Annotated in this window: 23 protein-coding genes; 8 read left to right on the top strand and 15 right to left on the bottom strand. The window is 63.8% G+C overall.

Features of this window, described 5'->3' with window-relative positions; all coding sequences use genetic code 11:
- Window positions 1-293 precede the first annotated feature (293 nt).
- The 3 genes from IVA79_RS08405 to IVA79_RS08415 form a co-directional block, all read right to left on the bottom strand.
- Window positions 294-503 carry a cold-shock protein gene (locus IVA79_RS08405; protein ID WP_008141931.1) on the bottom strand — a complete coding sequence of 70 codons (210 nt, stop codon included), beginning with the start codon at window positions 501-503 and terminating at the stop codon, window positions 294-296.
- A gap of 266 nt (window positions 504-769) precedes the next feature.
- Window positions 770-1,102, bottom strand: coding sequence for a DHCW motif cupin fold protein (locus IVA79_RS08410; RefSeq protein WP_247551788.1), 333 nt, complete (start codon window positions 1,100-1,102; stop codon window positions 770-772).
- A 172-nt stretch (window positions 1,103-1,274) separates the two neighbouring features.
- Window positions 1,275-1,646 carry a nuclear transport factor 2 family protein gene (locus IVA79_RS08415; protein ID WP_247551790.1) on the bottom strand — a complete coding sequence of 124 codons (372 nt, stop codon included), beginning with the start codon at window positions 1,644-1,646 and terminating at the stop codon, window positions 1,275-1,277.
- 149 nt (window positions 1,647-1,795) lie between these two features.
- Between IVA79_RS08415 and guaA the strand changes: the two genes are divergently transcribed.
- Entirely contained in the window at window positions 1,796-3,394 is a 1,599-nt protein-coding gene (guaA, locus tag IVA79_RS08420) for a glutamine-hydrolyzing GMP synthase (RefSeq protein ID WP_247551831.1), read from the top strand.
- Window positions 3,395-3,399: 5 nt separating this feature from the next.
- Here guaA and IVA79_RS08425 read toward each other — a convergent pair whose 3' ends face one another.
- On the bottom strand, window positions 3,400-4,716 hold the full coding sequence (locus tag IVA79_RS08425; RefSeq protein WP_247551792.1) for an N-6 DNA methylase: 1,317 nt from the start codon (window positions 4,714-4,716) through the stop codon (window positions 3,400-3,402).
- Window positions 4,716-5,306 carry a restriction endonuclease subunit S gene (locus tag IVA79_RS08430; RefSeq protein ID WP_247551794.1) on the bottom strand — a complete coding sequence of 197 codons (591 nt, stop codon included), beginning with the start codon at window positions 5,304-5,306 and terminating at the stop codon, window positions 4,716-4,718. Before IVA79_RS08430 ends, IVA79_RS08425 begins: the two co-directional genes overlap by 1 nt.
- Window positions 5,307-5,701: 395 nt before the next feature.
- Here IVA79_RS08430 and IVA79_RS08435 point away from each other — a divergent pair, with 395 nt between their 5' ends.
- The gene (locus IVA79_RS08435) at window positions 5,702-6,949 is read left to right on the top strand and encodes a serine hydrolase (RefSeq protein ID WP_247551796.1); all 1,248 of its coding nucleotides are present in this window, start codon (window positions 5,702-5,704) and stop codon (window positions 6,947-6,949) included.
- A gap of 23 nt (window positions 6,950-6,972) precedes the next feature.
- On the opposite strand, the gene IVA79_RS08440 is transcribed toward IVA79_RS08435, so the two are convergent.
- Window positions 6,973-7,332 carry an ethanolamine utilization protein gene (locus IVA79_RS08440; protein ID WP_247551798.1) on the bottom strand — a complete coding sequence of 120 codons (360 nt, stop codon included), beginning with the start codon at window positions 7,330-7,332 and terminating at the stop codon, window positions 6,973-6,975.
- A gap of 166 nt (window positions 7,333-7,498) precedes the next feature.
- Between IVA79_RS08440 and IVA79_RS08445 the strand changes: the two genes are divergently transcribed.
- On the top strand, window positions 7,499-8,161 hold the full coding sequence (locus tag IVA79_RS08445; protein WP_247551800.1) for an SRPBCC family protein: 663 nt from the start codon (window positions 7,499-7,501) through the stop codon (window positions 8,159-8,161).
- Window positions 8,161-8,523 (top strand): metalloregulator ArsR/SmtB family transcription factor, encoded by a 363-nt coding sequence (locus tag IVA79_RS08450; protein ID WP_247551802.1) that lies wholly within the window; start codon window positions 8,161-8,163, stop codon window positions 8,521-8,523. Before IVA79_RS08445 ends, IVA79_RS08450 begins: the two co-directional genes overlap by 1 nt.
- A 135-nt stretch (window positions 8,524-8,658) precedes the next feature.
- Here IVA79_RS08450 and IVA79_RS08455 read toward each other — a convergent pair whose 3' ends face one another.
- Entirely contained in the window at window positions 8,659-9,156 is a 498-nt protein-coding gene (locus tag IVA79_RS08455; RefSeq protein WP_247551804.1) for a peptide deformylase, read from the bottom strand.
- Window positions 9,157-9,232: 76 nt separating this feature from the next.
- Between IVA79_RS08455 and IVA79_RS08460 the strand changes: the two genes are divergently transcribed.
- From IVA79_RS08460 to IVA79_RS08470, 3 genes are all read left to right on the top strand, one after another.
- On the top strand, window positions 9,233-9,817 hold the full coding sequence (locus IVA79_RS08460) for a TetR/AcrR family transcriptional regulator (RefSeq protein WP_247551806.1): 585 nt from the start codon (window positions 9,233-9,235) through the stop codon (window positions 9,815-9,817).
- A gap of 84 nt (window positions 9,818-9,901) precedes the next feature.
- Entirely contained in the window at window positions 9,902-10,480 is a 579-nt protein-coding gene (locus IVA79_RS08465) for a DUF308 domain-containing protein (protein ID WP_247551808.1), read from the top strand.
- 248 nt (window positions 10,481-10,728) lie between these two features.
- Window positions 10,729-11,949 (top strand): MFS transporter, encoded by a 1,221-nt coding sequence (locus IVA79_RS08470; protein ID WP_247551810.1) that lies wholly within the window; start codon window positions 10,729-10,731, stop codon window positions 11,947-11,949.
- Window positions 11,950-11,970: 21 nt separating this feature from the next.
- On the opposite strand, the gene IVA79_RS08475 is transcribed toward IVA79_RS08470, so the two are convergent.
- Together IVA79_RS08475 and IVA79_RS08480 are read right to left on the bottom strand one after the other, a co-directional pair.
- Window positions 11,971-12,357 carry an ester cyclase gene (locus tag IVA79_RS08475; protein WP_247551812.1) on the bottom strand — a complete coding sequence of 129 codons (387 nt, stop codon included), beginning with the start codon at window positions 12,355-12,357 and terminating at the stop codon, window positions 11,971-11,973.
- 16 nt (window positions 12,358-12,373) lie between these two features.
- A complete protein-coding gene (locus IVA79_RS08480) occupies window positions 12,374-13,264 on the bottom strand; it encodes a LysR family transcriptional regulator (protein ID WP_247551814.1) in 891 nt (296 codons plus the stop codon).
- Window positions 13,265-13,367: 103 nt separating this feature from the next.
- On the opposite strand from IVA79_RS08480, the gene IVA79_RS08485 reads away from it, so the two are divergent.
- Complete coding sequence (locus tag IVA79_RS08485; protein ID WP_247551816.1) at window positions 13,368-14,093, top strand: SDR family oxidoreductase; 726 nt, start codon at window positions 13,368-13,370, stop codon at window positions 14,091-14,093.
- 15 nt (window positions 14,094-14,108) lie between these two features.
- On the opposite strand, the gene IVA79_RS08490 is transcribed toward IVA79_RS08485, so the two are convergent.
- The 6 genes from IVA79_RS08490 to IVA79_RS08515 form a co-directional block, all read right to left on the bottom strand.
- Window positions 14,109-14,981, bottom strand: a complete 873-nt coding sequence (locus IVA79_RS08490; protein WP_247551818.1) for a bifunctional helix-turn-helix transcriptional regulator/GNAT family N-acetyltransferase — start codon at window positions 14,979-14,981, stop codon at window positions 14,109-14,111.
- 96 nt (window positions 14,982-15,077) lie between these two features.
- On the bottom strand, window positions 15,078-15,494 hold the full coding sequence (locus IVA79_RS08495; RefSeq protein ID WP_247551820.1) for an MmcQ/YjbR family DNA-binding protein: 417 nt from the start codon (window positions 15,492-15,494) through the stop codon (window positions 15,078-15,080).
- 108 nt (window positions 15,495-15,602) lie between these two features.
- Window positions 15,603-16,538 (bottom strand): hypothetical protein, encoded by a 936-nt coding sequence (locus tag IVA79_RS08500; protein WP_247551822.1) that lies wholly within the window; start codon window positions 16,536-16,538, stop codon window positions 15,603-15,605.
- Between the two features lie 15 nt (window positions 16,539-16,553).
- Entirely contained in the window at window positions 16,554-17,873 is a 1,320-nt protein-coding gene (locus IVA79_RS08505) for an HlyD family type I secretion periplasmic adaptor subunit (protein WP_247551824.1), read from the bottom strand.
- Window positions 17,870-19,612: a type I secretion system permease/ATPase gene (locus tag IVA79_RS08510; protein WP_247551826.1), complete on the bottom strand. Its 1,743-nt coding sequence runs from the start codon at window positions 19,610-19,612 to the stop codon at window positions 17,870-17,872. Before IVA79_RS08510 ends, IVA79_RS08505 begins: the two co-directional genes overlap by 4 nt.
- Window positions 19,613-19,752: 140 nt before the next feature.
- Window positions 19,753-20,055 (bottom strand): hypothetical protein, encoded by a 303-nt coding sequence (locus IVA79_RS08515; protein WP_247551828.1) that lies wholly within the window; start codon window positions 20,053-20,055, stop codon window positions 19,753-19,755.
- Between the last annotated feature and the right edge of the window lie 434 nt (window positions 20,056-20,489).

Consider the following 20,489-nt stretch of genomic DNA (forward strand, 5'->3'; position numbering starts at 1 on the left):
CTACGCATGGCTCCGCGCGCCGCCCTCCTACCGCAAGTCCCTTACCCGGACAGATCGAACAGGCTTGACTTACAAATCCCCATATGAGGGTGGGCAAAGCGAAGCGTGCCCACGATTTTGCCCATTGTTGAAAGGTGGTGGGCACGGCGCGAAGAGCGCGCCTTTGCCCACCCTACGGCACCCCTGTACGGCGGCCCCCAAAAAACAAAAGCCCCGCAACCGGATCCCGGTCGCGGGGCCTTTTAGCTCTAACGTTCTGCCGGTACGTCCGTGGTCAGAACGCTGCGCGGGCGTTAGCCGACGCGGAGATTGTCAGCCGACGACTTGCCGCTGCGACGATCGGCGACGATGTCGAACGAGACCTTCTGACCCTCGTTGAGGGAGGAGAGGCCAGCGCGCTCGACGGCGCTGATATGCACGAACACGTCCTTCTGGCCGTCATCCGGCTGGATGAAACCATAACCCTTTTGGGTGTTGAACCACTTCACGGTGCCCATAGCCATGGGAATTTCCTTTAGTTAGTTAGAGAGAGTACGCACGTGGACCGGTACGCAGCATTGCGCCCATAGCCCTGTTCAGTCGATGTTTGGAGAAGTCATCTGAAGCGTGCGCGCCCGTCAGCAACGAGGCGAAGCGGCCCAGTCGTTCGGCCAAGTATCGATGATCACAATATAGCGAGAATTTGGGGCCAGTTCAAGGCACCACCCGTGGCCCGGGACCTCGCGCGACTTTTCTATTTTGCGGTGCAAAGTAGCCGCCCGGGTGCATCTCAGTCCACGATGAAGAGCCTCGCCCCGGTCGTCGTCGAGGACCGGTGCGCGGCGTCGCCGAAATCCGAGACCTGGTAGCTCATGCCCGCCGTGAGCTTGAATTTGCGCCCGTCACGGAGCTCAGAGTCGAGCTCGCCCTTCAGCACGTAGAGCACGTGGCCGCGATCGCACCAATGGTCGGCCAAATAGCCCGGCGAATACTCCACCATCCGCACCCGGAGCTCGCCGATATTGAGCGTGCGCCACTTGGCCTCGCCGCTCTCGCCAGGATGCGTGGTCGCCTCGACTTGTTTCCAGTCGGTGACGGTGAAGGGGGAGGCGGGGAGTTTCATGGGGGGATCCTGATTCAGAGCCGGCAGTTTCGTAGGGTGGGCAAAGCCTCCGCTTCGCTCGAAGAGCGAAGTCGGATGCGTGCCCACCTGTCTCGCGATCTTGAAAGAGATCGTGGGCACGGCGCAAGCGCGCCTTTGCCCGCCCTACAATGTCTGAGCAAGGGGCAGAAAATCATCCCACCAGATGGTTCGCCGAGCCCTGCACGATCAGCCCGGCATCGTTCACCCGCAGATATTCGCAGATCTTCTTAGCCCGCTCGTTGGCGTAAAACACCACGACGCTGTCCGGGCTGACGAACAGATCGATCAGCGAGAAATGCAACTCCGGCAAAAGCCCGAGCGCCTTGCCCCAATAGGCGCGCAAAGCGTCCTTGCCGCGCAACGTTCCGCTGGCGTCGAACCCCAGCATCGGTATGCGATCCGAGGTCATCACGGCCGCCTCGTCATAGAGCGCGAGCACGCGCTCGAGATCGCGCGCGTTCCAAGCCTCGACCCAGGACCGGCCGAGCGCGGCGAGCGATGATGGCTGGTGGTGCTGTGACATGACCGTTCTCCCGATCGGCCCGGGTTTGATGGTTGGGCCAAATTAGGTCAATAATACTTACCTATATCGATTTGTCCATGCCCAAAGAAGCATGTGGGCGCGCCGCCACCGCGGTTGCGGGCTGCCCGCGCGTCGCGTATTTGCTGGCCATGACAGCAGCACAGAACGACCGCTCCGCGTCGACGCCCTCGGTGGCCTCGGCGCACGACAAGATTCTCATCGTCGACTTCGGCAGCCAGGTGACGCAGCTGATCGCGCGTCGCGTGCGCGAGGACGGCGTCTATTGCGAGATCGTCCCGTTCAACAAGGCAGAAAGCGCCTTCGACGAGATGAAGCCGAAAGCGGTGATCCTCTCCGGCGGCCCTGAATCGGTGCATGAGGCCGGTTCGCCCCGCGCGCCGCAAGTCATCTTCGATTCCGGCGTGCCCGTGATGGGCATCTGCTACGGCCAGATGACCATGGCAGCGCAGCTAGGCGGGGAGGTCGAGGGCGGCCATCACCGCGAATTCGGCCGGGCCGACGTCGAGGTCAAGGCGCCGAGCAAGCTGTTCGAGGACGTCTGGTCGCCGGGCGGCAAGAACCAGGTCTGGATGAGCCATGGCGACCGCATCACCAAGATGCCGCCGGGCTTCTCCGTCGCCGGCACCTCGCCGAACGCGCCGTTCGCGATCATCCAGGACGAGAAGCGCAAGTACTACGGCCTGATGTTCCACCCCGAAGTGGTGCACACGCCCGACGGCGCCAAGCTCATCCGCAATTTCGTCCGCAAGATCGCCGGCCTGTCCGGCGACTGGACCATGCGCGCCTTCCGCGAGGAGGAGATCGCCAAGATCCGCGCCCAGGTCGGCAAGGGCAAGGTGATCTGCGGCCTGTCCGGCGGCGTCGATTCCGCCGTCGCGGCCGTCTTGATTCACGAGGCCATCGGCGACCAGCTCACTTGCGTGTTCGTCGATCACGGCCTGCTCCGCCTCGATGAGGCCAAGACCGTGGTCGACCTGTTCCGCCACCACTACAACATCCCGCTCGTGCACGTGGATGCCTCGAAGCAGTTCCTCGGCGAGCTCGAAGGCGTCACCGATCCGGAAACCAAGCGCAAGACCATCGGCCGCCTCTTCATCGAGGTGTTCGAAGCCGAGGCCAAGAAGTTCGGCGGCGCCGACTTCCTCGCGCAAGGCACGCTCTATCCTGATGTGATCGAGAGCGTCTCCTTCACCGGGGGCCCCTCGGTGACGATCAAGTCGCACCACAATGTCGGCGGCCTGCCTGAGCGCATGAACATGAAGCTCGTCGAGCCCCTGCGCGAGCTGTTCAAGGACGAGGTGCGCAAGCTCGGGCGCGAGCTCGGCCTTCCCGAAATCTTCGTCGGCCGCCACCCGTTCCCGGGCCCCGGCCTCGCCATCCGCTGCCCCGGCGACATCACGAAAGACAAGCTCGACATCCTGCGCAAGGCCGACGCCGTCTACATCGACCAGATCCGCAAGCACGGCCTCTACGACGAGATCTGGCAGGCCTTTGCGGTGCTGCTCCCGGTGAAGACCGTCGGCGTCATGGGCGACGGCCGCACCTACGACTACGTCGTCGGCCTGCGCGCCGTCACGTCGACCGACGGCATGACCGCGGATTTCTACCAGTTCGACATGAAGTTCCTGGGCGAGACCGCGACGCGCATCATCAACGAGGTGAAGGGCGTGAACCGGGTGGTGTACGACGTGACGAGCAAGCCGCCTGGGACGATTGAGTGGGAGTAGGGGGCTTATCTAACTATTGCGAGGCTCGATCTGAGTGCTTCATATTGTTCGCAAAGGATTGCGTGCCGCTTATCTAGTTCGAGAATGCGAGCGCGTCGAACATTCGGACCCACTTTGGCGGTGGCCTGAGAAGGTCTTACATGTGCGCTTGGTGAGAACGACGTGATTCTAGGATCGAGCTGCTCGAACGAAACAACTTGAGAGAATCCGTCTTCGTTCCTCCAATCGCAATACCTCGATCTAATTCGTTCAATCGTGGCATCCGCCAAAGTCACGCGATTGCCGTCGCGATTCCCTTGTCCTCGGGCTTCGACAAAGAGCGCTCGGCCTTTTTGGTCATCCGATTTCTCGCGGTTCAGAATTAGGATCGCCGTTCCGATAGCAGTTGCGGGGGCGAACAGCCGCTCCGGCAATCCTATAATCGCCTGCAATATGTCGGTTGACACCAATGTTTCGCGTAGCTTTTGGTCCGTGCCCGCGCGCGATAGGAAGCCGTTGGGCACCACGACGGCGGCAATTCCAGACGTCGAGAGTAAGCCCGCTATCCTGTTTACATATGCGGTTTCGCTTACTACTCGACCAACGAGTTCGACCCCGATGCCACGAGAATGCGGCGTTCTATGGACTTCGACCGGTTGTCCAAAGGGTGGATTTGTCAAAATCATATCAAATCCGCCGCTCGGCATGTAGCGATCTAATGTTGGGTCGCTTAGAGCATTGCCCTCAAGCAAGGTGACGTTGGGAAGATCAAGCACAAGGAAGCGCAGTTGCGCCCACGCATGTGCCTCAGCACTGATTTCTTCGCCCAACACTGTCGCCGAACTGAGTCCTTTGGTCAGCGCTGCAAGAAAGCCACCGGTGCCGCAAGCCGGATCGAAGACAGACCTTGGCGATCGATTTGCAAATATTGAGGACACTAGCCGCGATAAGGACGAGGGGGTGTCGTACGGATATTCAAATCCGAGTGTATCCAGCCTGGATGAGAACCATTGAGAGAATCCAGCCAGTGGCGAGGGTTCCGAGCCAATGTGTAGCCAAGTTGCAAGTACGTCTATCGCTATCCCTTGAAAGCGAGAGAAGATAATCTGGCTCAGCGGTCGCCCTCGCAGATGGTTGCGACGCTCGATCTCCATAGCTAGCCAATGAACAAACTGCAATGGATCGATCGTTTTCTCCGGCGGTGAGAGTTGTCGGCCTAGATGCAGAATGCCGAGCAGAGCCAGCGATTCTCTCAAGGCTGAAGATTGTGATGCGCGGCCCGCATCCATCATGGCGCGCAGCTGTGACTCCCAGTGCGACCCGTTGATCTGCTCGTTAGCCATTATGAATCCATGTACTGAGCTACAATTTCCATTGCTTCTTCCTGACGCAGCTTTGCGCCTTCAAGAGCGCACCGATATTGTTGCTCAGCTAGAAGGGTTAGTCGAACGAGATCGGATTGAATCTCGCGTGGTGGAATAGGGATAACCAACTCCTCGATTGCTCGGATGTTGAGTGCAGGCTGAGCTGTCCCCGTTACTCCGCTGAGCAAGCGCGCCTGGGTAGATGGCTGACGCAAGAAAACCCAAAGCAGCTCTGGCTGGAGTACAGCGTCCGTACCTAAGCGGATGACAATAAAGTTTGCGCTCGCCACCGTCGCGAAGTGCGAGGAGGGAATAACCGCGCACTTCATGAGTGTTCCCCGAGCGCTTAATAAAATGTCGCCGGGGAGTAGGCGCTGGCGAGAATTCTGGGGGGGTGTCGGTAGCTCTATCGTCTCAAGCCGGCCGACGTCGGCAACGACATTATCGACGACGTCCTTGATATGAATAATTGGCACTGGTTCGATGTCGATTGGGTCCTTGGAGAGGCGGCTCGCGTTAACACCCATAAAAAGGCTTTCGGTGAGCGCTTTGAGAGGAAGAGTTGTCATAACGTGTCTTGTACGCCAGTATTGCAGTATGTTCAATATTGCGATTGACAATATGTTTTATACTGACTAAACCTCGGGCCGTCGAACGGCGTGCGAGGTATGATAATGTGGGATTTCCGGCTGATTATTTCGATGGTGTTTGTCGTTATTCTGTTGGCTGGCGGCGGTCTTATCTGGCTTGCCGCGAGCGGATTAGGCGGACAATCCATCGACACCGCTCAGAGCGTTCTCGCGCACGCTTTCACTGCGGCCGTGGGAGCGCTCTTGGGATTGGTGGGGGCATGCAGCGCGAGCGAGTAGGACGGGTAGAGTGCAGGTGCTTCACGCTTGCCTCGGGTGCGAGCCGTGGTCGTCCATGCTACGGCATCTGTATCGCCTTTCCGGAGCCAAGCTTGATGTCCGCCCCGCCTACCTGTCCCACCGCCACCGCCACCGACCCCGAAACCCTCGGCTGGATGCGCGGCTTCCCGCCATCCCCCGACCGCACCATCACCTTCCAGGACGGCTCGTTCCGCAGCTTTCCCGAACTGCGCTGGGCCTGGAGCAATATCCGTCAGCTGGTGCCGACGGTGAACGTCTGGCGCGGCGCAGGGCCTGCGTCTCCGCTGCCGCGCTCGGAACAGGATATCGGCGCGATCGCCTCGACCACGATGGACGGGCGGCCGATGACGTTCGCCAAGATGCTCGAGGAGACCTACACCGACGGCATCGCGGTGCTGCATCGGGGCAAGCTGATCTATGAGCGCTACTTTGGCGCGCTGAAGCCGCACAAGCCGCATATCGCGATGTCGGTGACGAAGTCGTTCACCGGCGTTCTCGCCGGCATGCTGGTCAGCGAGGGCAGGATCGACCCGCAGGCACCTGTGACAGGCTACGTGCCGGAGCTGAAGGCGAGCGCGTTCGGGGACGCGCGCGTGCATGAGGTCATGGATATGACCACGGGGCTCGCTTACACCGAAGTCTACACGGACAAGAATTCGGATGTGTGGGGCCTCAGGCGAGCGAACGGCATGGCGCCGATCCCGCCGGGTTATGAAGGCGCGACCACGATCTTCGAGTTTCTGATGGCGCAGCAGAAGCAGGGCGAGCACGGCAAGGCCTTCGCCTACAAGACTGTCAACACCGACGTGCTGGCCTGGATCGTCAGGCGCGCCAGCGGCATGACGCTGTCCGATCTTCTGTCCGAGCGCATCTGGCAGCCGATGGGCGCGGAGGAGGATGCGCATTATCACGTCGACCGCATCGGGACCGAGAGCGGCGGCGGCGGTCTTTCGACGACATTGCGCGACCTCGCCCGCTTCGGCGAGACCATGCGCAATTTTGGCCGCTTCAACGGCCGTCAGATCGTGCCGTCGCAGGTCGTCGAGGACATCGCCCGCGGCGGCGATCCCGAGAAATTCAAGCCGGCCGGCTACACCACGCTGCCCGGCGCGTCCTACCGCAATCAATGGTGGGTCACGCATAATGAACACGGCGCCTACATGGCGCGCGGCGTCTACGGCCAGGGCATCTACATCGATCCCAAGGCCGAGATGGTGATCGCGCGCTACGCCTCGCACCCCATGGCGGGCAACGCCGCCAACGATCCCGTGACGCTGCCGGCCTATATGGCGCTGGCGAAGGCGCTGATGGCGGGCGGGTGAGGGCGTCGCACGTTCGCGCCTCACTAAGTGGCGTCGTCACGCGCCTCCTGCCAATGCGGATAGGTGACGTAAGCGGTGACGGCGCCTTGCTCGTGCGAGTGGATGATGACCGTCTCGCCCTTCGGCATGTGGACGATCTCGCCGGAACCCGCGGTGACGGTGCTGCCGTGGCTCGTGACCGACAGCTTCCCCTCAAGGACAATCATGACATCGTTGACCATCATCGTCTCTTCGAGGACCTGGTTCGGCGCGTAGCGGCCGAAGCCGATCGTGATTGGTCCGCCGTGGCGCTGGTCGATCACGTTGGCGGCGAAGATGTCGCCGTCCTGTCCCGGCGAGCGTTCGAACGAAGCGTCGGTGATGGCGAATTTGCGAACTTTCATGAAAGCCTTCCGTCTAGTCCAGCCATGGCGAGGTGAGGATGGATAGACGCTTGAGGGGCTGTTTTGTTCACAAGGCCGCGGGGTGGTTTGACACCTAATATAAGATTTGACTTATATTAGTATAAGGCGATATTCCTCGCCGAACGAAGCGATCAGGAGGAACGCAATGCAGATCGACGTCGCCAGAGTTCTGGGCCTCGTTGCGCGCTCAGTGCGCAACTTCGAGAAAGACGGCAAACCTGCGAGTGCCGTGACACTGACGCGGCTTTACGACACCAGCGTCGACGATCTCTGGGATGCCGTGACCAGCAGGGAGCGCATTCCGCGCTGGTTCTTGCCGGTCGAGGGCGATCTCGAACTCGGCGGACGGTACCAGCTCAAGGGCAATGCGGGCGGCACCATCACTGCGTGCACTCCGCCGAGCTATTTTGCCGCGACGTGGGAGTTTGCAGGGGCGGTGAGCTGGATCGACGTCAAGCTGGCAGCAGAACGAAGCCAGGCGCGTTTGACGCTTGAGCACACCGCGATCATCGAGGATCATTGGAATCAGTTCGGTCCCGGTGCGGTGGGGATCGGTTGGGACCTCGCGCTTGCAGGGCTCGAGCGATATGTTGCGACGGGGGCATCGGTCGACCACGAGACGGCCGAGGCCTGGATGGGCTCGCCGGAGGGCAAGGACTTCATGACGACCAGCGGCGAGTCATGGCGTGCGGCGCATGTCGCAAGCGGGATTGATCCAGACGAGGCGAAGCAGCGCTCGGACCGCACCATCGCGTTCTATCGCGGCGAGATGCCGCCCGACATCGCTCATCCCGGCACGGGAAGCTGATGCACGTCTTCGAGGTCCTCGCCGATCCCGTGCGCCGCCGCATCCTCGAGCTGCTGGCGCGATGCGAAATGGCGTCCGGTGAGGTCGTCGACATCATCGGGGCCGAGTTCGGGATCACCCAGGCGGCCGTGTCGCAGCACCTCAAGGTGCTGCGCGAGAGCGGCTTTGCCAACGTTCGTGCGGAGGCGCAAAGGCGCCTTTATTCAGTCGACGTCGCCGGGCTTCGCGCGGTGGATGCCTGGATCGATCAGTTCCGGAATTTCTGGGAGCCGAAGCTGGACGCGCTGGCGACCGAGATCGCGCGCGGCAAGCGCGAGCGTCGCATTGCGCCGATCGCCAAGCGGAGCGGGAAGAGGGCGTGAGTGGGCGCGCAGGGTGGATTGGGACGCGTAGGGTGGATTAGCCGCCGGCTGCGCGCAGCGCAGTCGCCGGCGTAATCCACCATTCTCTCGGTACGATCTGCTGTAAAATGGCGGATTACGCTTCGCTAATCCGCCCTACGATCGCATGATCTTCTCGTACTTCTTCACCAGCCGCTCGCGCTTGAGCCGCGACAGCCGCTGGATCCAGAACATGCCGTCGAGCTGGTCGATCTCGTGCTGGTGGCACACGGCGCGCAAGGCTTCCGATTCCTCGGTTCGCATGTTGCCGTCGAGATCGTGGTAGCTGATGCGCACGCGCACATGGCGCTGCACCTCGTCGTTGACCCCGGGCATCGAGACGCTGCCTTCGCGGTGCATGATCATCTCGGGCGAGGCCCATTCGATGACCGGATTGACGTAGGTGACAGGGCCTGCCTTGGCGTCGAGCTCGAGCACGACGACCCGCAAGGGCACGCCGATATGCGGCGCGGTGATGCCGATTCCGGGCGCGGCCCGCATCGTATCCAGCAGGTCCGCTGCGAGCTCGCGCAAGCCGTCGTCGAACGCGGTGACGGGACGGGCCGGCAGCGCGAGCCGGCGGTCGGGGTAGCGGACGATGGGACGGATGGTCATGCAGGCCTCCTACCACTCACGGATCGTTGAAGCATCCTTCTTGACGAGCCTACCAACTGGAAGGTAGCTAAACCGTATGAGCAACGTTTCCACGACCGCCGACGACATCCTGGCCTGCGCGCGCTCGCTGATCATTGCCGGCGGCTATAACGGCTTCAGTTATGCCGACATCGCCGAAATGGTCGGCATTCGCAAGCCGAGCATCCACCATCATTTCGCCAGCAAGGTCGATCTGGTCCGTACCCTGGTGTCGCGTTATCGCGAGGAGGCGCAGGCGGGCTTGGCGGCACTCGAGCGCAACATCCCGGACCCGCGCGACCAGCTCGAAAACTATGTGGCCTATTGGGAGGCATGCATCACTGACGCGACCGCTCCCTTCTGCGTCTGCGCGCTGCTAGCCAGCGAGCTTCCGATCCTCCCCGAAGAGGTGGCGCTGGAGGTCCGCGCGCATTTCCGTTTGCTGGCGTCGTGGCTGACCTTGGTGCTGGAGCGGGGCAAGCGGAAGGGACGTTTGCATCTTTCCAGCACCGCGAAGGTCGAGGCTGAAGGATTCATGGCGACCGTTCACGGCGCGATGCTGTCGGCGCGCGCCTATGGCGATCCCAGGATGTTCGGCACCATCACCCGGCCGCTGCTGGACCGGCTGTCCACCAGACACTGAAGGGCAAGGCGCGTTGCCGGCTTGTGAGGCCGCTGCGTCGATTTCTGTATCGCAATCTACCAACTAGTAGGTAAGGAGAGGGCAATGAGAGACCGTGAGACGACGTTGGACATCGCCGACCATGCGCAATGGCTGAAGCAATACTACTTCCTGCGGGCCGCGTTTTCCGTCGCCTGGGTCATTGCGGCCTTTGCGATCGCGCCGTCGTCGGCGGTCATCGCAGCAACACTGCTCATTGCCTATCCGGCATGGGACGCCGCGGCCAATTATCTCGACGCGCGCTGCAGTGGCGGGTTGAACGAGAACCGCACGCAGGGCCTGAACGTGCTGGTGAGCCTCGCGGCCACCATCGCGGTCGTGCTGGCCTTGCAGGTCAGCATGAACTGGGTGCTCGGAATCTTCGGGACATGGGCGATCCTGTCCGGGTTGCTCCAGCTCGGCACGGCGGTGCGGCGCTGGAAGCTCTTTGGCGCACAATGGGCTATGGTGCTCAGCGGTGGCCAGTCAGCTCTCGCGGGCGGCTTCTTCGTCTTTCAGGCCACCATGCCTGCGGCTCCGTCGATCGCGAACGTCGCGGGCTATGCTGCGGTCGGCGCACTCTACTTCCTGGTCTCGGCGGTTTGGCTCACGGTCAGCGCGTGGCGCCGCAGCGTCGCCATGTGAGGCTTTGCTGCGGACGGTCACGCCTCCGGATAGGGCGTGCCGTCCTTGTGCAGGAACCGGCCGCCGCTGAGCCGGCCGTTCCCTGGTCGGTAAGTCATTGATCCCGCAGGGGCCGGCTACTGTGCATGGGGTTGTTTTTCGCGTTTTGTTGGCGGGTCACGAAAGCGTGCGGCAAAAATGAAACTGCATTGTCGGCCAGTGCTGTTCCCGATCGTCTTTTCCCCAGACAGATCTGACGGGAGACCAAAATGACCCAATCCCCCTATCGCTGGGTGATCGTCGCCGCCGGCGGCCTGCTCGGCTGCGTCGCCATCGGCGGCATGTTTTCGCTGCCGGTGTTCCTGCAGCCAATCGCCAAGGACACCGGCTGGTCGGTAACAGGGATTTCCAGCGCGATGACCATCGGCTTTCTGGCGATGGCGTTCACGAGCATGGCCTGGGGCACGCTGTCGGACCGGTTCGGGCCGCTGCCGGTGGTGCTGACGGGATCGACCGTGCTGGCGCTCAGCCTGTTCGCCGCCAGCCACGCGACCTCGCTTCTCGTGTTCCAGGTCGTGTTCGGCCTCCTGACCGGCGCGTCCTGCGCCGCGATCTTCGCGCCGATGATGGCGGCCGTCACCGGCTGGTTCGAGACCCAGCGCAGCCTCGCGGTGTCGCTGGTGTCGGCCGGCATGGGCATGGCGCCGATGACGATGGCGCCACTCGCGGCCTGGCTCGTCTCCGGCCACGACTGGCGCATCTCGATGCAGATCATGGCGCTGGTGGTCGGCGCCATCATGATCCCGGTCTCGTTCCTGGTGCGCCGTCCGCCGGCGCTGGTGCAGGCCGTGGCCGGCCCAAAGGGCGAGGGGGCCGCGCAAGCCGAGATGTCGATGAGCGAGGCGCTGCGCTCGCCGCAATTCCTGATCCTGCTCGCGACCAATTTCTTCTGTTGCGCCACCCATTCCGGCCCGATCATCCACACCGTCAGCTATGCGGTGAGCTGCGGCATTCCGCTGGTCGCGGCGGTGACGATCTACAGCATCGAGGGGTTTGCCGGCCTCGGCGGCCGCATTGCCTTCGGCGTCCTCGGTGACCGCTTCGGCGCCAAGCGCGTGCTGGTCTCGGGCCTGCTGCTCCAGGCGTTCGGTGCGCTCGCTTATGTCTTCGCCCATCAGCTCACAACGTTCTACGCGGTCGGGGCCGTCTTCGGCTTCATCTATGCCGGCACCATGCCGCTCTATGCCGTTCTCATTCGCGAGAACTTTCCGCTCAAGATGATGGGCACGGTGATCGGCGGCAGCGCCATGGCCGGCAGCCTCGGCATGGCCACCGGCCCGCTTGCCGGCGGCCTGATCTACGACGCCTTCTCCAGCTACGCCTGGCTCTACATTGCCTCCTGGGCGATGGGTCTCGGCGCATTCCTGATGGCGATGACGTTCCGTCCCTTCGCGAAGCCGCAAGGGCAAGTGGCGCCGGCCGCGGCGTGAAGTCGAGATCGAGGCGCAGCGTCAGAGCTGCGCCTCGATTGCGGCTTTGTCGATTACCGACCAGACCTGCCGGATCTTGCCGTCGTGGAACGCGTAGAACACGTTCTCGCAGAACGATACGCGCTTTCCGTTGACGGCAAGTCCAAGGAACGACCCGACTGGCGTGCAATCGAATCCCAGCCTCGCTGCGATCTTGGGCGGATCCGACATCAGCAGCTCGATGTTGAAGCGCAGATCCGGAATGTCACGAAAATCCTGCTCCAGCATTGCACGATAGCCGGACAGGCCGAGCGGCCGCGCGTTGTGGGCGACCTCGTCATGCACGTATTGCCCAAGTGCCGGCCAGTCCTGCCGGTTCAGGCAGGCGATGTAGCTGCGGTAGGTGTCAGCGAGACCGTCCCTGGTCACGACAGGCTCCTTCAGCTCAGACGCGCCGTCGCAGATGCTCGACGAGCGCACGCAACTTCGGTGCAAGGTTGCGACGGCTCGGATAATAGAGATAAAAGCCGGCGAAGAAGGGGCAATAATCCTCGAGGATCGGCACAAGCTCGCCGCGTTCGATCGCGGGACGAAAGCTCGCCTCCATGCCGAAGGTTATGCCGGCACCTGCGACGGCGAGCTTGATCATCAGCGCCATGTCGTTGGTCGTGATTTCGGGCGCGACCGCGACGCTGAACTCCCTGCCGCCTTGCGCAAACTCCCAGCGATAGGGAGCGACGGTCGGCGCCGGACGCCAGCCGATGCAGCGAAACGATGCCAGTTGGGACGGGTGGCCCGGCACGCCGAAGCGGTCGCGAAATGAAGGGGCGCAGACCGCGAGCTGGCGTTCGTCGCCGGCGATGGGCACCGCGATCATGTCCTGCTCGATGACCTCGCCGAGCCGGACGCCAGCGTCAAAGCCCGCGGCGACGATGTCGAATTCCGCATCGGTCACGGCGACGTCGAGCTGTACCTCCGGGTTGGCTTCGGTGAAGGCCGCAAGAAGCGGTCCAGAGAGAAAATGCTCGGCGATCGAGGAGACCGCAAGGCGCAGCAATCCGCGGGGCCGCCCGCGCAGCGCTTCGGTGTTGCCGAGCGCGGCGCGCATCTCCGCAATGGCGGGCGCGACCTCCGCATACAGCCGTTCGCCGGCCTCGGTCAGGCCGACGCTGCGCGTCGTGCGCTGGACCAATGCGATTCCGAGACTTTCCTCCAGGCGCTGGATGGTCTGGCTCACGGCCGAGCGGGTCACGCCGAGCCGGTCGGCCGCGGCACGAAAACTTCGGTGTTCGGCGACCAGCGCAAAAACGGCGAGAGCGTTGAGATCGGGTTCCATTGGTTAGATTTGCTTGCCGGACTGGTTAGGGACCGTCGTCTTATCACGGCAGCCGGCCCGGGCCATCTTTCGCGCACGCAATGCGAACGCGAGGAAAGATCTCATGCCAATCGACAAAGTCATTCTCATCACTGGCGCTTCCAGCGGCATCGGCGCGGGCATCGCGCGCGAATTGGCCGGAGCCGGCGCCAAGGTCCTGCTGGGCGCGCGGCGCGCCGATCGACTGAAGTCGCTCGCGGCCGAGTTGAACGGGCAGGGTGGGACAGTGCTCGCGCATCCGCTTGACGTGGCCGACCGCGCGAGCGTTGCAGCGTTTGCAGACGCCGCGCGCGGGGTCTGGGGCCATGTCGACGCGATCGTCAACAATGCCGGTGTGATGCCGCTGTCGCTGATGGCCTCGTTGAAGATCGAGGAGTGGGACCGGATGGTCGACGTCAACATCAAGGGCGTGCTTTACGGGATCGCAGCTGTGCTGCCGGAGATGGTCGCGCGCGGTTCTGGCCATGTGATCAATATCGCCTCGATCGGTGCGCTTGGCGTCGGGCCGACTGCGGCGGTCTATTGCGCAACCAAATATGCGGTGCGGGCGATCTCGGACGGCCTGCGCCAGGAGCACGACAACATCCGCGTCACCTGCATCCATCCCGGCGTGGTGGAGAGCGAGCTCGCGGGCACCATCACCGATCCCGTCGCGGCCGAGGCGATGAAGACTTATCGTGCCATCGCGCTTCAGCCGGACGCGATCGCCCGCGCGGTGCGCTTTGCGATCGAGCAGCCTGATGATGTCGACGTCAACGAGATGGTCGTGCGCCCGACGCGAACGACGTGATCGCCTGCCGCGGCGTCACACCCGCTTTTCGAAGAACAGGTCCGGGTAGGGATCGTCGTTGTAGCGCGAGATCTCGCGCCAGCCCGTGGTGCGGTAGAGCTGGCCGGCCTCTGGCAGCGCGCTGTTGGTGTCGAGCCGCAGCAGCGTGATGCCGAGCTCGCGTGCGGCATCCTCGGTTGCGTCCATCAGGCGCCGGCCGAGCCGCAATCCGCGTGCGGCGGGCGCGACCCAGAGACGCTTGATCTCGGCGTAGCCGTGATCCGTTCCCTTCAAGCCGACGCATCCGATCGGCAGCGTGTCCGACATCGCGACGATGAAGGTGCCGCGCGGCCGGCGCATATCCTTGGCATCAGGGTCGCGCGAGCGCGAGACGTCAAAGCCCTGCTTGAAGCGGCGGCCGAGCTCGGCATAGTACTCGCCGAGGCAGTGGCGCGCTTCCTCGCATCGCGGATCCATTTCCTCCAGCGCGACCCGCTCGCGGGTCAGCACGGAGGCGATCAGGTCCATCGCCGCCAGCAGCGCCTCGCGTTGTGAGTGTTGCGCGAGGAAGCCGTCGGCCTGGGCGTTCGACAGCGCCTCATAGGCCGCGAATTCGCGGCGGCCCGCGCGCGTGAGCTTTGCTATCCGCCGCCGTGCATCGTCCTGATGCGTGGTGGTCTCGACCAGCCCTGCGTCCTCGAGGCTGCGGAGCAGCCGGCTCATCAGGCCGGAATCGAGCCCGAGATAGTCGCGGATCTCCGCCACGTCCGAGCGCCCATGCCCGATCGCATTGAGCACCCGCGCGGCACCGAGTGGCCGCCCGCGTCCGAGGAACGAGGTATCGAGGGCGCCGACGGCAGAGGTGACGGCGCGATTGAAGCGGCGGACGCGGGAGATGGGATCGAGCATGATGTCTGACTTTAGTCAGATATATTGTCCCCGTCAATCGAGCGGGAGCCGACCGAGCAGGACGCCTAGGTCTCCGGCTGGATCAGCTTGATGTCCTCAATGTCGCCGCGAGCGATCCGTGCGCTGGACGTGGGGATGGTCATGCCGCTCGGCCTCCGGCGCTCCGAGCCCAAGTTCCTTGCGGGCCTTCCGCGTCAGCTTGGCCACGATCAGCGCATGGGCCTGCGCGAGATAGCTGGCGAGCTCGGCATCCGACAGGGCGCTGTTGCTGACGAGCTGCACCCATTTGGCACGCGCCAGATACGGCGCCGGTCGCGCCAGGCCGTGCTCGATCAACATGGCATAGGCCATGTTGGAGACCTTGAACATGTAGCCGCCGGAGCGCGCGGCAAAGCCGCCGTCGAGTGCGAACATCTTGCCGCCGACCTTGAACACGGACGTGCCCTCCCACTGCACCACCTTGGTGATGGCGGGCAGGCGCAGGCAGCGGGTTTCGAAGGTCTTGGGTGACATGGCCGGAGCGATAGCACACCGGGTGTGGCTTGCAACGTGCCCGCTGGCGATCGAGCGCCGCGAAGGCGGCAATGATGCGATCCGCCGCCGTGGCGTCGAGACAGATAGCTAGAAATGATGCACGCCGAGCGCTGAGAACGCGCCGTCATGAAGATCGTGGCCGTCGCCGGGCTGGCCGAGGAAGCCGAGATGCATCGTCAGCGGTGAGAGGGCCGCCATCGGCACCGCGCCGGCCGTGTCGAGACCGCTGATATCGACATGGTTTGTCGCCGAGCTGTCGTGCTGCGAGGTCAGCGGCGTGCTGACGATATCGGTGACCAGCGCATTGAACAGGTCGGGGGCGGAGGCGTCATGAGTGTCGCCTCCGACGGAATGCAGGAGACCGCCGACAAGGCCGGTCACGCTGTCTGTGAGCTGGCCAATCGTTCCGGTTACCGTGGACGTCAGCTGACTGACGGTCGTGCTCAAGCTTTCGAGTGTGTGCGACACCACCGCCAGCGAGGTGTCGACAAGGTTCATGATCGTGCTGCCGAGCTCGTGCAGTGATGTCACCGGATCGATCGAGGCGGAGGTCGCGACATCGGTGTGAGTGGCGCTGGGTGCCGCAGGATGATCGGACGTGACGGAGGTGGCTTGTGCCAAGGCGTGACCTTCAGCCAGGACAGTCGCGCCGCTGCTCGTCATGGCGGCGATATCGGCGGGCGCGTCAGCATGCGCGACGTCTGCAGCCGCCACATCCACATGAGGCGTCGTCGAGGCCTCGGCCGTCGGAGGCACGCTCGCATCGGCATGTTGATCGCCCGAGCTTGGCTGCCGATCGTCCGGCATCGTTTCGGCGGGAACCGGATCGGCGGCGTGCATGGGGGCGGACGGCAGATCCGCCGGGATCGGCTGAGCATCATTGCCGCCATGATGTCCGGTGGCTTCGGCCTCCTTCAGGAAGGCCACCAGCGCCGTCATGAAGGCGACAGTCTCTTCCGTGGTGATGTGGCGCGCAGTTTCGGCCTTTTCAGCGCGGCGGTTGTTCTGCTCGGATGCAGCCATCGGCCATGCTCCTCGTCAGCGTTCGCGGAAAGCGCGGGTCAGCTCGTCGCGCAGCGGACCGAACAGATATTCGAACAGCGTGCGCGGACGCGTCGGCACGATCACCTCGGCCGGCATGCCCGACTGCAACTCGATGCGTGACTTCTTGACGTCCTCCGGCTCCAGCGAGACCTCGACGGCGTAGTAGCCGGGACCGCCGGCCTTGTCGTTGGTGACGCGGTCGGCCGACACGGTGCGCACGGTCCCATAGAGGCGGGGACGTTCGACATAGTTGACGCCGGTCAACCGGATTTCGGCGCGGCGGCCGACGGTGACGTCGTTGATGTCGGAAAGCCTCAGCTGCGCGTCCACGATCAGCGGATTGTCCGACGGCACGATGTCCATGAGCTTCGCGCCGGGCTGGATCACGCCGCCTTCGGTGAACACGTCGAGCCCGACCACCGAGCCGGTCGCGGGCGCCTTGATCTGGGTTCGGTTCACGACGTCTGTTGCGGCGTCGACTTTTGGAGCGAGCTCTGCGAGCTTGTTCTCGGTGGAGCGCAGCTGATCGGTGATCTCGCTCATCCGGGCGCGTTCGGCCCTGGCGATCTCGGCGTCGTTCTGCGCGATCTGCTGCTGCATCCCGGCAATGTTGGCGCGCTGCGCGCCGATGTCGGCCTGGAGCTTGGCGTCCTCGCGCTGCAGCGCCAGGATCCGCGTCTTCGGCGTATAGCCCTGTTCATACAGGCGCTGGGCGCCGCCCATCTCGTCGGCGAGCAATTCGCGCTGCTTCTCGGTGCCGGTGAGCTGCGCCTGCGTGCCGTCGATCTGGGCATTCAACTCGGCGATCTTGCGCCGGAGCACCGCAGTCTCGGCCTCGAACTGGTGCTTGCGTGCGGCCATCATCGCGACCTCGTTCGCCATCGCCTGACGCAGCGCGGGCATTGCGTCTTTCGCATTGACGCCGAAATCCGGCGCGGCGCGACCGTCACGCTCAGCCATCAGCCGCGCCTGTGCGGCGCGCGAGGCATCGCGGTCGGCGACCAGCACGTCCAGCTTGGCGCGGGGATCGCTATCGTCGAGGACGAGCAGCAGCTGTCCTTTCTCGACATGAACGCCGTCGCGGACCAGGAGCTGGCGGATCACGCCACCATAGGGATGCTGCACACTCTGGCGCCGTCCCTCGACCTGGAGATTGCCGTTGGCGATCGCCGCGCCCGAGATCGGGGCAAGCGTGCCCCACAGTGTCATGGCCGAAGCAAATGCCCCGACCACGATCGCGCCGACCAGGGCGGGCCGTCCCGGCCGGGCGTAATAGGCGCGTTCGCGGTCGGCGATATAGGTTGCGGTGCTCATGATGCGGTCGCCCGTGTGGCCGCCTGCTGCTGCAAGGCCTGATAGACCTCGCCGGGCGGGCCGAGCATGTCGAGCATGCCGCTGCGCAACACCATCATGACGTCGACGATGTCGAGGATCGTGGTGCGGTGGGTGATGACGATGACGGCCGCGCCGTCGGCTTTGGCCTGGAGCAGGGCGGCTTTCAACGCCTCCTCGCCGGGCGCGTCGAGATTGGCATTGGGCTCGTCCAGCACCAGCAGCGGGGGACGGCCGAGCAACGCCCGCGCAAGGCCCAGCCGCTGGCGCTGTCCGCCGGATAGGCCAACGCCGCCGACGCCGAGCCGTGTATCGTATTGCCGGGGCAGATCGAGCACCATGTCGTGGATGCCAGCGCGGATGGCCGCATCGATGATCTCGTCGGTGGAGGCATCGCCGAAGCGCGCGATGTTCTCGCGCACGGTGCCGGCGAACAGGCCGACATCCTGCGGCAGATAGCCGACATGGCGGCCGAATTCGACGGGATCCCAGTGATTGTAATCGAGTCCGCCGAAGCGCAGCCGCCCGGCAGCGGGAGCCATCGCGCCGACAAGCAGGCGCGCCAGCGTGCTCTTCCCAGAGCCGCTCGGGCCGACGATGCCGAGGGCCTGTCCGCCCGCGAGCTCGAAGGTCAGACCTTTCAGCACCGGTTCGGGCCGCGACGGCAGCTCGCAGACGAGATCCCGCACCTCGACGGTGTTGCGCTGCTTCGGCACGATGGTCTGGGGGGTGGAGAGGTCGATGGTGGCGAGCAGGTCGCGCACCTGCGTGTAGGAATCGCGGGCGCCGATGAACTGCTTCCAGGTGCCGACCGCCTGCTCGACCGGGACCAGGGCGCGGCCCATGACGATGCTGGCGGCGAAAATGGTCGCAGGCGTGATGGCATGGTCGATCGCGAGCCAGGCGCCGGCGCCGAGCATGAGCGATTGCAGCAGCAGGCGGAAGAATCGGATCGACGAGGTCATCACCGCGTTCTTGTCGCTGGCGACGGCTTGCTGCACCAGCATCGCGGAGCGCTGGCTCTGCCAGTTGCGTTCGACCGCCGGCTGCATGCCCATGGCGCGGATCACGTCGGCGTGGCGCAGCACGTTCTCGGTGAAGACGTAGGACTGATTGCCCGATGCCTCGGCCTGCTTCATCGGATTGCGGGTCAAGATCTCGTTCACGCCCGCGAGCCCCAGCAGCAGCACCGCGCCGATGGTGGCGACGAGGCCAAGCAGGGGATGGATGAAGAACAGCAGCAGCAGATAGATCGGGATCCAGGGCAGGTCGAACGCAAAGTAGATGCCGGACCCCGTCACGAAGGTGCGGAACTGGTCGAGATCGCGCAGCTGCTGGGCGCCACGCGAGGCGCCGCGTTCGGCCGAACGCACCACCAGTGCCTCGAACACGCGCGTCGACAGCTCCATGTCGAGCCGGATGCCGCAGCGGATCAGGATCCAGGCGCGCACCGCGTCGAGGCCGGCCATGGTCAGTAGTGCGATGGCGAGGATGAGGGTGAGCAGAACGAGTGTGGAGATGTTTTCGTTGAGCAGGACTCGGTTATAGACCTGCATCAGATAGAGCGGCGACGCGAGGTAGAGCAGGTTGATCGCACTCGAGAACAATCCGGCCCAGAGGAAGTGCGGCCAGAGCTTGCTGAGCGCCTCGCGCAAATCGTCGCCGCGGCGATAAGGCGGCTCGATCGCTTCATCCGCGACCGTCGAAAGCGCTGCCGCCATCTGAGATGTCCTTAAGGTGCAAGTTGTGAAGTGCAGGTCGTAGAGGTGCAGATCGTGTTCGCGCCGGAGTGGCGGACTCACGGAGGGTGTGACGTGGGGCCAAAGCCCCACGCCACATGTCGTTCGTCAGGGAATTGGGATCAAACGAGCCCGTGGAGGAGGCCACCGACGTCGAGATGTCCGACGTCTGCGCTAAGCCCGATCGCGGTCGGCGCGGAGACCGAGGCGTCGATGCCGCCGGTTCCCGCGAGGCCTGACGCGGAGACGTCGATGCTGGGGTTGGTTTCGATCAGCGCCCCGACATCGAGCGTGTGCGACAGGTCGACCGCGCCGCTGGCGCCGGCCGTTGCACTTCCACCTGCTTCAGCACCGCCCGACAGCGCACCCGTTGCAGTTCCGAGCAGACCGTCGACCGTGCCGAGCAGGTTTCCGAGAAGAGCCATGTGAACTCCTTTTGAGTTGGCAGTTGAGATCGCGACAGAAAAGCCGCTGCCCATGAATCCCTCACGCCGCAGAAGGTTGCGGACTCATATGGGGCCATTTGATGCTGATTTGTTGGATCAGGAACTTCGGCCGGGGAAGGGCAGTGCGCCTGACGCGATTGCGATGCCAAAGCCCGGGCGAACAAGCCGCGCCAACCTATCACCGTCACCCTGAGGCGTGAGCCGCGGTGCGCAGCGCCGCGAAGCGAGCCTCGAAGGGCGACGGCCCGGCTGCATCTTGGCCGTTCATCCTTCGAGGCTCCGGACGCGATGCGTTCGCATCGTATTCTTCGCGTCTCAGATCCTATGGGGCGGCGGGTGGTCAAGAGGTTAGGATTGGATTGCCAACCACCCAGCCTCGGAGGACCAAGATGATCAAGCTCGATCGCACTGAC

Origin of the sequence: Bradyrhizobium sp. 138 (genome assembly GCF_023074075.1) — a bacterium.
Taxonomy (GTDB): Bacteria; Pseudomonadota; Alphaproteobacteria; order Rhizobiales; family Xanthobacteraceae; genus Bradyrhizobium.

What these genes read in the sequence shown, in the direction of transcription:
- IVA79_RS08450 (WP_247551802.1), top strand. Translation starts at nt 8,161, where the DNA reads ATGCACGTCTTCGAGGTCCTCGCCGATCCCGTGCGCCGCCGCATCCTC.
- IVA79_RS08470 (WP_247551810.1), top strand. Translation starts at nt 10,729, where the DNA reads ATGACCCAATCCCCCTATCGCTGGGTGATCGTCGCCGCCGGCGGCCTG.
- IVA79_RS08500 (WP_247551822.1), bottom strand. Translation starts at nt 16,538, where the DNA reads ATGGCTGCATCCGAGCAGAACAACCGCCGCGCTGAAAAGGCCGAAACT.
- IVA79_RS08455 (WP_247551804.1), bottom strand. Translation starts at nt 9,156, where the DNA reads ATGACCATCCGTCCCATCGTCCGCTACCCCGACCGCCGGCTCGCGCTG.
- IVA79_RS08510 (WP_247551826.1), bottom strand. Translation starts at nt 19,612, where the DNA reads ATGGCGGCAGCGCTTTCGACGGTCGCGGATGAAGCGATCGAGCCGCCT.
- IVA79_RS08495 (WP_247551820.1), bottom strand. Translation starts at nt 15,494, where the DNA reads ATGTCACCCAAGACCTTCGAAACCCGCTGCCTGCGCCTGCCCGCCATC.
- IVA79_RS08405 (WP_008141931.1), bottom strand. Translation starts at nt 503, where the DNA reads ATGGCTATGGGCACCGTGAAGTGGTTCAACACCCAAAAGGGTTATGGT.
- guaA (WP_247551831.1), top strand. Translation starts at nt 1,796, where the DNA reads ATGACAGCAGCACAGAACGACCGCTCCGCGTCGACGCCCTCGGTGGCC.
- IVA79_RS08460 (WP_247551806.1), top strand. Translation starts at nt 9,233, where the DNA reads ATGAGCAACGTTTCCACGACCGCCGACGACATCCTGGCCTGCGCGCGC.
- IVA79_RS08445 (WP_247551800.1), top strand. Translation starts at nt 7,499, where the DNA reads ATGCAGATCGACGTCGCCAGAGTTCTGGGCCTCGTTGCGCGCTCAGTG.
- IVA79_RS08430 (WP_247551794.1), bottom strand. Translation starts at nt 5,306, where the DNA reads ATGACAACTCTTCCTCTCAAAGCGCTCACCGAAAGCCTTTTTATGGGT.
- IVA79_RS08410 (WP_247551788.1), bottom strand. Translation starts at nt 1,102, where the DNA reads ATGAAACTCCCCGCCTCCCCCTTCACCGTCACCGACTGGAAACAAGTC.
- IVA79_RS08480 (WP_247551814.1), bottom strand. Translation starts at nt 13,264, where the DNA reads ATGGAACCCGATCTCAACGCTCTCGCCGTTTTTGCGCTGGTCGCCGAA.
- IVA79_RS08485 (WP_247551816.1), top strand. Translation starts at nt 13,368, where the DNA reads ATGCCAATCGACAAAGTCATTCTCATCACTGGCGCTTCCAGCGGCATC.
- IVA79_RS08425 (WP_247551792.1), bottom strand. Translation starts at nt 4,716, where the DNA reads ATGGCTAACGAGCAGATCAACGGGTCGCACTGGGAGTCACAGCTGCGC.
- IVA79_RS08515 (WP_247551828.1), bottom strand. Translation starts at nt 20,055, where the DNA reads ATGGCTCTTCTCGGAAACCTGCTCGGCACGGTCGACGGTCTGCTCGGA.
- IVA79_RS08490 (WP_247551818.1), bottom strand. Translation starts at nt 14,981, where the DNA reads ATGCTCGATCCCATCTCCCGCGTCCGCCGCTTCAATCGCGCCGTCACC.
- IVA79_RS08440 (WP_247551798.1), bottom strand. Translation starts at nt 7,332, where the DNA reads ATGAAAGTTCGCAAATTCGCCATCACCGACGCTTCGTTCGAACGCTCG.
- IVA79_RS08415 (WP_247551790.1), bottom strand. Translation starts at nt 1,646, where the DNA reads ATGTCACAGCACCACCAGCCATCATCGCTCGCCGCGCTCGGCCGGTCC.
- IVA79_RS08465 (WP_247551808.1), top strand. Translation starts at nt 9,902, where the DNA reads ATGAGAGACCGTGAGACGACGTTGGACATCGCCGACCATGCGCAATGG.
- IVA79_RS08505 (WP_247551824.1), bottom strand. Translation starts at nt 17,873, where the DNA reads ATGAGCACCGCAACCTATATCGCCGACCGCGAACGCGCCTATTACGCC.
- IVA79_RS08435 (WP_247551796.1), top strand. Translation starts at nt 5,702, where the DNA reads ATGTCCGCCCCGCCTACCTGTCCCACCGCCACCGCCACCGACCCCGAA.